This window comes from Corynebacterium sp. CCUG 70398, from assembly GCF_024454055.1.
Lineage (GTDB): Bacteria > Actinomycetota > Actinomycetes > Mycobacteriales > Mycobacteriaceae > Corynebacterium > Corynebacterium genitalium.
Genome location: NZ_JAGPYZ010000004.1, coordinates 23,973 through 36,799 on the forward strand (window position 1 = coordinate 23,973; position 12,827 = coordinate 36,799).

Below are 12,827 nucleotides of genomic sequence, written 5' to 3' on the forward strand. Positions count from 1 at the left end.
GGTTAGAGGTTCCTCCACTTCTCAGGGTCGAAATCGTCGTTCGCGGTGCGCTCGTCAAAGTAGTCGTCATCGTCGTCTGCACCGGTACCGGTGACGGTGATGGTGTGGCCTGGGATGGAGACCTCGTCGCCGTCGTCAAGCGAAAAGCCGCGCGACGTGACTACCTCACCATTGACCGCGACCTCACCTGCGGCGATGAGCTCTTTCGCTTCGCCTCCGGACTCGACGAGATTGGCCAGCTTGAGAAACTGGCCGAGCTTAATGGGTAATTCCATTAATCGAGTCTCACGGCAGTGCCAGTCGCCGCAACCAGCATCATCGTGTTGTTCTGCCCCATCGGCGAGTAATCCACCTCGATGTTGACCACCGCGTCAGCGCCGATCTGCCGGGCGCGCTCCCACAGCTCGTTGAGCGCGCTGTCGCGGGACCGGACAAGCTCCTGTTCCCACGAGCTTGCGCGGCCACCGACCATGTTGCGGAAACCCGCGCCCATATCTTTGAACATGTTCATGCCGGCAATGGTCTCGCCGCCGATGATGCGCATGTACTCCGTGATGCGCCGGCCTTCGACGGTAGGCGTCGTTGTAAGGATCATGGCCTGAATTGTACCGGTCCCGCGCGCACGAGGACATCGCGCGGAACGGCGTCACGGATCTGGTACGGCACCTGCGGGGGCAGAATGTCGCGGAGCGGGACGAGCGGGATGCTCCACGGGCCGACCGAGCTCATCGGTGCAGACGGCGCCGGTTGCGCCGGATCGATCATGGCCAGCGCATCGTGCGTGTTCGCACCCGCATCACCGACCGTCATCAGGGCGGCGGTCCAGCCGGGGCCGAAACTGACGGTGGCGGTGTAGGAGCGGCGGTCGTCGGACCAGCCGAACTTCGTCCCCTCGGCGCCGGGGAGACGCGACGTTCCGTAGTCCTGGCGGAAGCCGTCCTGCGCGATCGGGGAGGCGGTCCGCATGCCGCGGATGATCGGTGCGGCGAGCGGGTCGCGGCGGATGCTTTCGACGAACTTGGCAGCGTCATAGGCCGAGGTCGCCGTGTTACCCCAGCGACCGCAGCGCGCGGTGTTGGTCAGGCCGAACTGCCGCGCGACAGCGTCAATGGCCTGCGGGTACCGGCGGTCAAGGTGTGCCGCGATCGAGTCTGACGACACACGAATCATGTGCTCTACCTGGGCCTTATCCACGGGCGCACCGTGCTGGAGTACCCCCTAGCCGAGGTAGAGCTTGCTCAGCGACAACGCCGCGCGCGGCTGGTGCGCGTCCGGCGACCCGGTCCACGATCCGTCCGGGTGGTAGACGGCCACCGCGGTTCGTCCGCCTGGCGCGCCGCGCTTCACATCTACTGCGTGTGCGGCCGGCGCCAGACCGACGGCTATCACCAGCGCGCACATTCGTTTTGCCATGGTTCTCACAGCGTTGTTGTACCCCGTGGACTCACGTTCTGCCCAGCGGCCCAAGCGCGGTTCCAGCTTCCCCAGCTCACCTGTTACTGGAGGTGAAGGTGTGTCTAGGTGTGAGAATTTAAAGGCTTGCGGCGATACTGAGCGCGCCTTCGGCGATCATCCACACCGCCAGCGCCACGAAGATCACGCCCGTCACAACGTCAACAATGTGCCCCCAGCGCGCCAAAACGCCCGCAAACTTATCGACGCCCACCGCGAACCCCACAAACCACGCCACCCCAATTAGCACCAGTGTGACGAGGATGAGGGCCACCCACCCCCAGCCCATCCCCGGTGTCATGAACTGAGCGAACACTGCCCCGAAAAACAGCACCGCCTTCGGGTTGGAAAGATTGGTGAGTACACCGGTGGCGAACGCCCGGCGCGCGGATAGCACGGTGCCAGCCGGTGGCGCATCGGTAGTGTCTGTCGCGGCGGCGGAGACACTGGAAGCACCCTGGCCGCGCGCTGCCAGCCCGGAACGTACCGCGCCCACACCCATCCACAGCAGATAGGCCCCGCCGATCAGCTGCAGCACGGCGAGCACCTGCGGCACAGCCTGGATCAGGGCGCCAAGCCCTAGCAGGGATGCCGCGATCCACAGCGCGTTGCCGGCCATAATGCCGAACGCGCAGGCGACACCGGCGGCGCGCGACTTCGCACCGACGCGGATGATCTGCACGAGATCAGGCCCCGGGCTGGCGATTGCGGCGATCCAAATGCCGATCAGGGCGAGATAGGTCGAAACAGTCACTACTAGCTCCTAATGTTTAGCGTTCTGCTTGGTCGCGCGGCATGATGTTCATCGTGTCGATGTTGACGTGCGGTGGCAGTGACGCAACCCACCGGATCGCTTCGGCGACATCCTCGGCGGTGAGGTTGAGTTTATCGGCATAGACCTGCGCGGCTTTTTCTTCGTCGCCGAGGCGGTTGAAGGCAAAGTCGGTTTCCACCCGGCCGGGGTCGATTTCGGTGATGCGGATGGGGGTGGCGGCTTCTTCTCGTCGAAAAGCACGCGTGAGGGCGCGCAGACCGAACTTCGCCGCGTTGTATCCGGCGCCGCCGACATAAGCGTCCCATCCTGCGACGGAGCCAACGTTGATGACCAGGCCCTCAGCCGCCACGAGCGCGGGGTACAGCGCCTTGGTCACGCGCACGGTGCCCATGACGTTGGTCTGGTACATCCAGTCCCAATCCTCCGGCTTCGCGTCGCGCAGAAAATCAAGGCCCTTCGCACCGCCGGCGTTGTTGACCAGCAGATCCACGCGCGGTACAAGCTCCGCAAGCTTATCGACGCTCCCCTGATCCGTCACATCCAGCTCCACCGCGACACCACCGATCTCGTCGGCAATAGCGCGGCACCGCTCTGCGCGCCGCGCCGCAACGTACACGGTCCACCCGTCACCCGCGAGCGCCCGGCACGCAGCCTCCCCGATGCCAGCGGAACCGCCCGTGACTACAGCAATTTTCTCCATGCGGGGAAGTCTATCCTGGCGGGCATGGATTCTGATTTTTCTCCTAACGGTGTCTCTTGCACCGTCTACACTCTCTCGGCTCCCCTCGAACCCGAAACCCAGGACGACCGCATATGACCGCGCGGTGGGTCACGCCTACTCCGTCGCTCAGCAGCGATCGCTTGACAGAGCGAGGGTTACGCCGAGCACGATTGTCGGCACCAGCCATGCAACAGCTGTGAGAGCGATAACCACGGGACCACGGTTGAATATTACTAGCGGGAATGCTTTCGAGCGGCGCGCTCCTCGATCCCCTTATACTTACCTTCTGACTTTTTGGATCCAACGTAGTTTCCGTTGCTGTCGTACTTGTCGTACTTTTTGGTGTTCTCGTTCCGAACTTGATAGCGATCCCGAACCTGCCCCTTTCGGTAACCGTCACCCGTGTTAGTCGCCATGACATGCCCCTATCTTTCGTTGTGCAGCGCAATAGTCGCGTCTCTCATTATGTACCTAAGGGTTATGCTCCGGCAGGCAAAATCGAGTTAGGTGAAAACCAACCCTCGAAGTCTGAAGAATCCGCGTTCCGCTTGAGGCATTCTTGGCGGCCGCTGCGTCAACGCAGTTGAGACGAGGCGATGGGGTAGCGTTAATCCACCGTCATCAACGGATATTTAGCGGTCAGTTGAGCCAACACCGGCTCCTTCCATTCCAGCTCAGGTACCGCACCGCGCCCTGCTCGCACAGGCAGGGCGAGCTCGATTCTGATGGCAGGACGTGCCACACGCATAGTCTGGAGCGCATGGCTCAAGATTTTTCGCTTAACGATGTCTCTTCCGGCAACTGGTACCAACCTGGGTCACCCGAGCCCGAGGCCGCGCACGCAAAGGTGTGGAAGCTGATGCGTGAATTCAACGCGCTCGGCAACACAGATCCCGCCCGCGCCGAGGAGCTGCTGCGCGCAATGCTTGCCCAAGGTTCCTCCCTCCCCGGCGTCTTCGCCCCCATCTACTTCGAGTTTGGCATCCACACCACCTTCGGCGAGGACTGCTTCCTCAACTACAACTGCGTCATCCTCGACGTGGCCGAAGTGACAGTGGGCAAGCGCACGCTGTTCGGGCCGGCCTGCCAGATCATCACCGTTGAGCACCCGGTCGACAACGCCCAGGAGCGTGCCGACGGTTGGGAGCGCGGCCGCCCCGTCCGCATCGGCGACGACTGCTGGTTCGGCGCCGGCGCCATGGTGTTACCCGGCGTGACCGTCGGCGACCGTTGCGTCATCGCGGCGGGGACGGTGGTCACGCACGACATCCCCGACGACTCGCTGGTCGCCGGGGTGCCGGGAAAGGTCGTGCGGAAGCTGAACGGTGCGGGTGAGGAAAGCGCGGGCTAGGCGCTGCGCTCCTCAAAGTCGTCGAAGTCGTCGAAGTCATCGAAGTCGTCGAGGTCTTCTAGATCTTCGAGGTCTTCTAGGTCATCGAGGTAGTCCCAGTAGTCCTCGATCTCGTCGTCGAATTCCTCAGCGCTGTCGCCGAAGTGGGCCATGTAGAGGTCAGTGATTCCTAACTGGAGGGCCTTGTGAATGTTGCGGGTGTGGTAGTGATCGATGCGGAATACACCGAACCGCGGCCGGTCGAGCCTGCTCAGTGCCTCTTGGGCGTTACCGGCGTTGAGGCGGTGGAAGAAGGCGTCCATTTCGCGTTTGATTGTCCGCTTTTGCTGGCGGTTGAGGCGCGGTAGGAACGGGTTCGGTTCCGCAAGTGCGAAACCGGTGAACCGGCCGCTGGTCTGGTGGTAGCTGAAGATCGCCAGCGGGTAGTGCTCAGTCTGGTTCGGCCGGTAGTCGATGGTGAACGTTTCGTATGCGCCGGCGGCGAGCTGCGCTGGGCCGGTCACGTGGACCTGCATGAGCATGGTCAGCGCGGCATCGATGTCGTCGCCTTCGACGTCCGGGTTGCATTCGCAGGTGATGTGGTCGCCGGTAGGCACTTCGTGGAATGGGATGCCGATGGTGAAGTTGGCGTAGAACTCGTCGATAAGCTTGTGCAATGCGGCGACGGCGCGGGCGTCGTGCGCGGCGGGCGCGGCTGGATGGTCGACGCGCAGGATGGCACTGACTGTCTCCCCCGTGGACAGGTCGGTGGCCATGATGGCGGCTGGGTAGCTGTAGTCGTCGTTGCGGTCTGGCTGGTAGTGGAAAGTGTGGCTGTGAAATGTCATGTTTCCCCCTTCGCTTCCTGACATTAAAGCGCCCCGCAAACCCGTGTAAACCGCGCTTTGCGCACTACAGTGTGCATTTCGGCTACCCTGGTCCGACATGTTCGACCTCTCCGTGATTGGCCAGGGCCTCCCCGTCGCCGGCGTGATCGGCGACCTGCCCGCGCACGGCCCGTTGGTGGTTGAGGCTCCGCCCGGCACGGGTAAGACGACGCTGGTCCCGCCGGCGATCAGCAACAAAGTCGAAGGGTTGACGCTGGTCACGGCCCCGCGCAGAGTTGCGGTGCGTGCGGCCGCGCGACGCCTTTCGCTTCTCGACGGCTCCCCCCACCGCGTCGGCTACTCCATCCGCGGTGAGCACCGTGATGGGTCGCTAGTCGAGTTCGTCACGCCGGGGGTCCTGCTCAATCGCCTGCTGCGCGACCCAGAGCTGACCGGTGTCGGCGCGGTGATCATCGACGAGGTTCACGAGCGTCAGCTAGACACCGACCTTGTCCTGGCGATGGCCATGGAGGTCGCTTTCCTGCGCGAGGACTTATACCTGGCGGCGATGTCGGCCACCCTCGACGCGGCCGCCCTGGCGGAGCACATGGGTGCGCGGATCCTCTCCACCGAAGCAGTCACCCATCCGCTGGACGTCTCCTACCACCCGCATCCGGGCCGTGCTGAGGGGTCGCGGGAGTTCTACGCGCATGTTGCCGACTTAGCGCGGGGTGCCGGCGAACGCACCCTCGTGTTCGTTCCCGGGGTGCGCGAAGTGGAGCAGGTCTGCGCGCACCTGCCGAACGGTTCCGCTGCGCCACTCCATGGCCGGCTGAGCTCGAAAGAACAAGATGACGCGCTAAACGGTGATGCCCCGGTCGTCGTGGCGACATCCATTGCCGAGTCCTCCATTACCGTCCCCGGTGTCCGTCGCGTCGTCGACGCCGGGCTGTCGCGCGTCCCCCGCCGCGACGCTGCCCGCGGCATGACGGGCCTGGTCACCGTTTCAGCGGCGAAGACCAGCGCGGACCAGCGTGCCGGCCGCGCGGGACGTCTCGGACCAGGCGAGGTGCTGCGGGCGTACTCGGAAGCTGACTACCAGCACTTCAGCGCCGATATTGTGCCGGAGATCGCCACGTCGGACCTGACCTCGGCAGCATTGACGTTGGCGGCGTGGGGCTCACCGGATCTGCCACTGCTGACCCAACCGCCTGCCGCCGCACTGAACGCCGCGCACGCGACGTTGGAAGCGCTCGGCGCGCTCGAAGACGGCACCATCACCCCCATCGGCGAACAGCTCTCCCGCCTTCCGCTCGACCCGCGCCTCGGTGCCACGCTGTTAGAACACGGCTCCGGGGCCGCGCCGACCGTCGCTGCGCTCGCCGAGGGAATCGGCGGCGACCTTGCCCACGCCCACGCCCGCGCGCCGAAGAACCAGGTCCAACGCCTGGCGAAGTTGGTGCCAGATTCTGCGCCTGTCCCGGCGGGCGATGTGGTCGCCTCCGCCTACCCGGAGTGGGTGGCGAAGCGTCTCGACGAGCGTGAATACTTGCTGGCCAGCGGCACCCGCGCAACTCTCGACTCGTCCATCCCGCCCGCCGACTGGATCGTCGCCGCCGAAGTACAGCTGACGCACAAGGGCGCCATCATTCGCGCGGCGGCGGCGACTGACTTCCCCGCACACCGCGTCACCACCGAGACCACAGCCACGCTCGAGGGCGGCAAAGTGCGCGGCCGCCGGGTGCGTTCCATAGGCGCCATTGAGCTGGATTCAACACCCATTCAACTCACCGCCGAGGAAGCGGCGGAGGCGCTGAAGCACCTGAGCTTCGAGCAGTTCCCCCTCGACGACAAAGCCAGACGACTCAAAGAGCGGCTCGATTTCCTCCACGCCCAGCACGGCGACCCGTGGCCGGACGTTACAAAGGGCGACTACTCGCCAGAGACCCAGCAGCTCGCCCACGGCACCCCACTGGACAAGCTGGATATGCACGCCGCCCTTACCCGACAGCTCCCGTGGCCCGAAGCCGCCAGGATGGATGAGCTCGCCCCCGAAAAATTGGCGGTGCCGAGCGGCTCGCACCCGCGCATTGACTACAGCAGCGGCCGGCCGGTGGTGAAGGTGAAGTTGCAGGAGTGCTTCGGTTTGGGGGTGAGCCCGTCGATAAGCAATGAGAGGGTGCTGTTTCACCTGCTCTCGCCCGCGGGCCGCGAACTCGCTGTGACCGACGACCTGGAGAGCTTTTGGAACGGGCCCTACCAGGACGTGCGCAAAGAAATGCGCGGCCGGTACCCGAAGCACCCCTGGCCGGAGGACCCGTGGACTGCGCCTGCGACAGCGCGGACTAAGAACCGGATGTGAATTTTATAGGCTTAACACAGTAATCTATTCATCTATGAGTACTGCCCATAACCAGCGCGCGCCCTCAGTGACGATTTGGACGCTGGTCTCCCTCATTATTGGTTCGACTGTCGGCTCCGGAATTTTCGCGCTGCCGCAGAATATCGCATCGGTGGCCAGCCCCGGCGCGATGCTCATCGGCTGGGCGATCGCGGGCGTGGGCATGTTGTCCGTTGCTTTCGTCTTCCAGACCCTCGCCCGCCGCAAGCCGCACCTGGATTCCGGCGTGTACTCCTACGTGCGCGCCGGCCTCGGCGACTTCATCGGTTTCACCTCCGGTTGGGGCTACTGGCTCGGCTCGGTGATCGCGCAGGTGGGGTACGCCACGCTGTTCTTCGGAACGCTGGGCCACTACATCCCGTTCTTCGACCCGGACAACACGTGGGTGATGGCCATTTCGGTGTCGCTTTTGACGTGGGGTATCTTCTTCGCGCTGACACGCGGCATCAAGCAGGCGGCGGCGATGAACTTGATCACGACGATCGCCAAGCTCGTGCCCATCCTCGCCTTCATCGTGCTCATCGCGTTCGTCGGCTTCAGCTGGGACAAATTCACGCTCGACTTCTGGGGTGAGAACTCCGGCATTCCACTGTCCGAGCAGCTCCAGGGAATCATGCTGTTCACCGTGTGGGTCTTCATCGGCATTGAGGGCGCGTCGGTGTACTCCAAGCAGGCCCGCTCCCGCCAGGACGTCGGCCGGGCGACCGTGATCGGCTTCCTGTCCGTGCTGGCGCTGCTGGTGGCGGTGTCGACGCTGTCGTATGGCGTGCTTACCCGCGAAGAACTCGCCGCGCTGCCAGACAACTCGATGGGCGCGGTGCTCGAAGCTGCAGTCGGCCCGTGGGGCGGTGTGCTCATCTCCATCGGCCTGTGCTTGTCGGTGCTCGGCGCCTACATCTCGTGGCAGATGCTGTGCGCGGAACCGATCGTCATGATGGCCACAGACGGCCTGCTGCCGAAGCGTCTGGCCACCACAAACGCCTCGGGCGCGCCATACATCGCACAGCTGATCTCCACGGCGGTGGTGCAGTTCTGCGTGATCCTCTTCTTCGCCAACGAGACGTCGTACAACGCGATGGTGCAGCTAGCCACGATCATGTACTTGCTGCCGTACATCTTCTCGACGCTGTACCTCATTCTGCTAGCGGTGCGCGGTAAGGGGCTGACACACCCGCACGCCGGCACGCTTTTCGACGACTCCGGCCCCGAAGTCTCCGCAGCCGACAACCGCCGGCACCTCGCCATCGGAATTATCGGCTTCATCTACTCACTGTGGCTGATTTACGCAGCTGACCCGGTGTACGTCCTATTCGGTGCGTTGGCCGTCATCCCGGGCCTCATCGCCTACGTGTGGACGCGCCTAGCCGTGAAGGAAAAGCCGTTCAACACCTTCGAATGGGTCGTGGTGGCGCTCATTGCAGTCGGTGCTGTCTTCGCCGTGATCGGTCTGGTCAACGGCTCGCTTGTTCTCGAGTAAGTTTCAGGACGAAGTCGGAGGAGACGGCCACGAACTCGTCGTTGAGCTCGTGGCCGGTCTCCACAAGCACGAGGTTGTCCGGGATGTGTTCCCGGGTAGCCAGGGCGACGGCGAGCTGCAGCATCTCCTCCGGCTCGGCGATGAGACGAAGTTTCTCCGCGCTGGTTTGACGCGCAAACCATAACGCCGCTTCCACTACGTCCGCGACGTCTGCGCAGTCCTCGCCGCCCAACGGGCCGACAGTCACGGCGACCGCATTCATCGTTCTAAGCACACACTCACCGTAACGCCGGGGGCTGAACGCGAGCTGTGGCCCGCTACGCGATCTGCTGGTAAATCAAATAGCCAGAAAGCACCACCACGAGGGCCAGCAAGGCGTAGCGGACCAGCCGCGCCCCACCACCGAGGACGGTGCGGGCACCGACTTGCGCGCCGACGATATTCGCGGCCGCTAAGGCGAGCGCAAGCGGCCAGTCCACGAACCCGGCCGAGATGAACACCACCAGCGCACCCACGTTGGTGGCGGTGTTGACCACCTTCGCCATCGCGGCCGAGCGCAGAAAGTCTTGGGCGAACAACGCCGTGAAACCCATGATGAGGAACATGCCGGTGCCGGGGCCGAAAATGCCGTCGTAAAACCCAATTGCCGCCACCAGGCACGCGCCCAACACGACGCGGCGGCGCGTCAAGATCGGGTTCGCCGACGCCGTCCCGAACGACGGGTTGAATGCCACGAACACCCCCACGGTCAGAAGAAGGGTGATGATGAGGGGGCGGAGGATGGAAGCGTCGATAAGCGAAGCGAACGCCGCGCCGCAGGCTGCGAGTAACCCCGCGATGAGCGCGTAACCCCAGATATGCCGCGACGCGCCTACGCGACGGACCAGCGTGACCGCCGCCGAGCCCGTGCCGGAGACTGATGCGATCTTGTTCGTCGCCAACACCGCCGCCGGCGAAAGCGACGTGCCGGCCATGAGCGCCGGAATGAGAATCAGCCCTCCCCCGCCGATGACCGCGTCCACCCAGCCCGCGAGCGCAGCGGCGAGAACAAGGAGGACAGTCACGGGGAGTAGCATAGCCCGACGTGAAGCAGTGGCAGCGGTGGATGATCGTCGCCCCGGCGTCGGTGGCGTTGGGGCTTGCGCTGTCGCGTTTCAACGTGCCGGCGGCGTGGATCCTCGCCGCGATCATCATCTCCGGGATCTCCGCGCTGGGCACAGGCCGCGAACTGCACGTGAACAAGCAGTTCTACGCGTTCTGCCGCGGAATCATCGGCGTTCTCGCCGCAGTGCCGCTGGCCGGGGTGCCGCCGCGCGAACTGCTGCACTACCTGGTTCCGGGGTTGGTATCGGCGGCGGTGATCGTGGGCATCGGGTTCTTCGGCGGGCTCTCACTGGCCGGATACTCCCGCGGGCGGGTCAGCCGCGAAACAGGCGTGCTGTCCATGCTGTCCGGTGGGGCGTCGATCATGCCGGCGCTGGCGAGCGAGCTTGGTGCCGACATGCGCTACGTCGCCCTGACCCAGTACCTGCGGCTGCTCGCGGTGTCGATGACGCTGCCGCTCGTCGCCTCCCTGCTGGTCACGCCCGGGGCGGACCATTCCGCGGGCGCGAGCGGGCAGTGGTGGATGTGGCTGCTCATCCCGGCGGTCTCGGTGGTGGGCAACCGGCTCGGCTCCTGGGCGCGGTTGCCCGCGGCGAGCGTGTTCGGCCCGCTCATTCTCACCGCCGTGCTGGCGGCTGTGTTGCCGGTGCCGATCGTCCCGCCCGAGCCGCTGGCCGTGATGGCGTTCATGTCCGTCGGGTGGATCTGCGGCGGCGGCCTGGACGTGCCCGGCCTGAAACGCTTCGCGCAATTGCTGCCCGCCACCATCACGTTCATCGTGGTGGTCATGGCATCCTGCGCAGCCATGGGGTGGGTCGTCTCGCTCTGGCTCGGGATCACCTATTTCGAGGGCTACTTAGCGACGAGCCCCGGCGCCCTCGAAACCGTCCTCGCCCTGTCCAGCGAAGGCGGCGGCGGGCCGGCTGTGGTGTCATTGCAGCTGATCAGGTTGATCTGCATTCTCGTCTTCGCGGCAGCGCTGCCGAAGATCCTCCGGCGGCTGCCGCGGCGCTAACTGGCCGGCCGAGTGGTTAGTGCCCCAGCACCTGGTGGGCCAACATGTCCATCGGCATAGAACCCAGGCGCAGCGCCTTGTCGTGGAACTCGAGCAGTGTCATACCCTTCTCACAGGCCTTTTCGCGCAGGTCCATCCAGTCGCGGTAACCGAGCGCGTAGGAGGTGGCTTGTGCCGGCCATCCCATGTAGCGGTCGAGCTCGAAAGTGAGGTTCAGCTCGTTCATGGCGGTGTTGTCGCGCAGGAACGCCTTGGCGTAGGAAACATCCCAGTTGCCGACACCGTCCGGGGTCTTCTTGTGCAGGTGCACACCAATGTCGACAGCGACGCGGGCCAGGCGCAGACGCAGGGAATCGAGCAGACCCATGCGGTAACCGGGGTCCTCGAAAAAGCCGAGCTCGTCCATCATGCGCTCCGCGTAGACAGCCCAGCCCTCACCGTGGGCGGCGTTCCAGTTCAAGGTGCGGCGCCACAGATTGAGGGTGTTGCGCTGCGTCATGGCAATCCCCTGCTGCACATGGTGGCCGGGCACGCCCTCGTGGCAGATACGGGCCAGCTGCTGCCAGGCGTGGAAGCATTCTTGGCCTTCCGGCACCGACCAGGACAGGATGCCGGGGCGCAACAGGTCCTCCGACGGAGGGGTGTAGCGCAGGCCGCCGCCGACGTTCTCGTCGACACGGCAGTCAAGCGTCTTGATCTCCTCGGGCAGGGTGAACATCGTGCCGTCGAGCTGGGAGATCAGCCGGTCGCTCATCTCCTGCATCCAATCGACCAGGGCAACGTCGTCGTTGACGGTGTAGTCGGGGTCTTCGTCGAGACGTCGATAAGCGCTGCGCGCCGTGCACTCACCGTACAGTTCGTCCGCGACCTTCTGCTGGCGTTCGACCAGCTCAGCGAGAGTCTCCAGCGACCAGTCGTACGCCTCGTCCAAGTCAATGGTGCGGCCGAGGAAGAACTGGGAGAACAGCTCGTAGCGCTCGCGGCCCACCGCGTCGGTGTGCGCGGCCAGCGGGGCGAGCTCCAAAGAGAGCCAGTCCGCCATCTCCGCGAACGCCTCCTTCGCCTGGCGCACCGGCTCCGCATCAGCCTCCAGGCCGAGCTCCTCGACCATCGAACCATCTTCGGCCAATGCCTCGCACTGGCTAATCACGGCATCGATCTGGCGCTGGGAGGCGACATCGCCCTGGCTCGCAGCCTCCGCCAAGGACTCGCGGTAACCCGCCAGCGAGTAACGCACCTGGCCCAGCCGGGAGGCGATGTTGTCGAAGTCCTCCTCCGTCACCTTCGGCATGATGGTGAAGGCGTTGCGGATGACCTGCACCGGCGAGGTGATGTTGTTGAGCATCCGCAGGTCCTCCCCGCGGTGGTGCAGCTCCAGCTCGACGGCCATCCGGTCGCGCAGGATAGCGCCGGTGACGTAGTCGACTCCGTCGAAATCATCGTCATCGTCGGAGTCGTCGGTGCCGTCGTTCAGCGCGTCGACGTCCGCGATCAGGTCGCGGATGCGGTCAGCAATGGCGTGCCAGTGCTCTGGGCTGAAGTCCTGCAACTCGTGGTCGTGACCGGGGATGCCGATCTCGGTGGCCACCGTTGGTGAAAGCTCCGCGAGATCGTAGACGAAGTCTTCGCATGTCGCGTCGAGGAGCGAGGGCTGGCGGTCGCTGCCCGCAGAACCAACCGAGATGGATGAACTCATAGTCGCAGAGTCTAACCCTTCAAGGCACT

General features: G+C 64.6%; 14 protein-coding genes. 4 read left to right on the top strand and 10 right to left on the bottom strand.

Annotation, left to right across the window (positions count from 1 at the left end; all coding sequences use genetic code 11):
* Positions 1 to 2: 2 nt before the first annotated feature.
* From KBX07_RS05915 to KBX07_RS05940, 6 genes are all read right to left on the bottom strand, one after another.
* Positions 3 to 275, bottom strand: a complete 273-nt coding sequence (locus tag KBX07_RS05915) for an RNA-binding S4 domain-containing protein (RefSeq protein ID WP_255997195.1) — start codon at positions 273 to 275, stop codon at positions 3 to 5.
* On the bottom strand, positions 275 to 595 hold the full coding sequence (locus KBX07_RS05920) for a heavy metal-binding domain-containing protein (protein ID WP_255997196.1): 321 nt from the start codon (positions 593 to 595) through the stop codon (positions 275 to 277). The genes KBX07_RS05915 and KBX07_RS05920 overlap by 1 nt, the downstream gene beginning before the upstream one ends.
* Positions 592 to 1,194: a hypothetical protein gene (locus KBX07_RS05925; protein WP_256023412.1), complete on the bottom strand. Its 603-nt coding sequence runs from the start codon at positions 1,192 to 1,194 to the stop codon at positions 592 to 594. Before KBX07_RS05925 ends, KBX07_RS05920 begins: the two co-directional genes overlap by 4 nt.
* Before the next feature lie 24 nt (positions 1,195 to 1,218).
* Positions 1,219 to 1,413 (bottom strand): hypothetical protein, encoded by a 195-nt coding sequence (locus tag KBX07_RS05930; protein WP_256004011.1) that lies wholly within the window; start codon positions 1,411 to 1,413, stop codon positions 1,219 to 1,221.
* 118 nt (positions 1,414 to 1,531) lie between these two features.
* Complete coding sequence (locus tag KBX07_RS05935) at positions 1,532 to 2,206, bottom strand: LysE family translocator (RefSeq protein ID WP_005287451.1); 675 nt, start codon at positions 2,204 to 2,206, stop codon at positions 1,532 to 1,534.
* Positions 2,207 to 2,222: 16 nt separating this feature from the next.
* Positions 2,223 to 2,927: an SDR family oxidoreductase gene (locus tag KBX07_RS05940; protein ID WP_005287454.1), complete on the bottom strand. Its 705-nt coding sequence runs from the start codon at positions 2,925 to 2,927 to the stop codon at positions 2,223 to 2,225.
* 781 nt (positions 2,928 to 3,708) lie between these two features.
* Between KBX07_RS05940 and KBX07_RS05945 the strand changes: the two genes are divergently transcribed.
* Positions 3,709 to 4,299 carry a sugar O-acetyltransferase gene (locus KBX07_RS05945; RefSeq protein ID WP_256023413.1) on the top strand — a complete coding sequence of 197 codons (591 nt, stop codon included), beginning with the start codon at positions 3,709 to 3,711 and terminating at the stop codon, positions 4,297 to 4,299.
* Here the strand turns inward: KBX07_RS05945 and KBX07_RS05950 are convergent.
* Positions 4,296 to 5,126: a hypothetical protein gene (locus KBX07_RS05950; RefSeq protein ID WP_005287460.1), complete on the bottom strand. Its 831-nt coding sequence runs from the start codon at positions 5,124 to 5,126 to the stop codon at positions 4,296 to 4,298. The two genes, KBX07_RS05945 and KBX07_RS05950, sit on opposite strands and share 4 nt — an antisense overlap.
* A 97-nt stretch (positions 5,127 to 5,223) precedes the next feature.
* Between KBX07_RS05950 and KBX07_RS05955 the strand changes: the two genes are divergently transcribed.
* Entirely contained in the window at positions 5,224 to 7,467 is a 2,244-nt protein-coding gene (locus KBX07_RS05955; RefSeq protein ID WP_256023415.1) for an ATP-dependent RNA helicase, read from the top strand.
* A gap of 34 nt (positions 7,468 to 7,501) precedes the next feature.
* The gene (locus KBX07_RS05960; protein ID WP_255994697.1) at positions 7,502 to 8,983 is read left to right on the top strand and encodes an amino acid permease; all 1,482 of its coding nucleotides are present in this window, start codon (positions 7,502 to 7,504) and stop codon (positions 8,981 to 8,983) included.
* Here the strand turns inward: KBX07_RS05960 and KBX07_RS05965 are convergent.
* Positions 8,958 to 9,257, bottom strand: coding sequence for a hypothetical protein (locus tag KBX07_RS05965; protein WP_156774787.1), 300 nt, complete (start codon positions 9,255 to 9,257; stop codon positions 8,958 to 8,960). The genes KBX07_RS05960 and KBX07_RS05965 overlap by 26 nt on opposite strands.
* 43 nt (positions 9,258 to 9,300) lie before the next feature.
* On the bottom strand, positions 9,301 to 10,059 hold the full coding sequence (locus tag KBX07_RS05970) for a TSUP family transporter (RefSeq protein WP_256023417.1): 759 nt from the start codon (positions 10,057 to 10,059) through the stop codon (positions 9,301 to 9,303).
* A gap of 8 nt (positions 10,060 to 10,067) precedes the next feature.
* Here KBX07_RS05970 and KBX07_RS05975 point away from each other — a divergent pair, with 8 nt between their 5' ends.
* Positions 10,068 to 11,102, top strand: a complete 1,035-nt coding sequence (locus KBX07_RS05975; RefSeq protein WP_256018589.1) for an AbrB family transcriptional regulator — start codon at positions 10,068 to 10,070, stop codon at positions 11,100 to 11,102.
* A 16-nt stretch (positions 11,103 to 11,118) separates the two neighbouring features.
* On the opposite strand, the gene KBX07_RS05980 is transcribed toward KBX07_RS05975, so the two are convergent.
* Positions 11,119 to 12,798, bottom strand: coding sequence for a DUF885 domain-containing protein (locus tag KBX07_RS05980; protein WP_256023419.1), 1,680 nt, complete (start codon positions 12,796 to 12,798; stop codon positions 11,119 to 11,121).
* Positions 12,799 to 12,827: the final 29 nt, after the last annotated feature.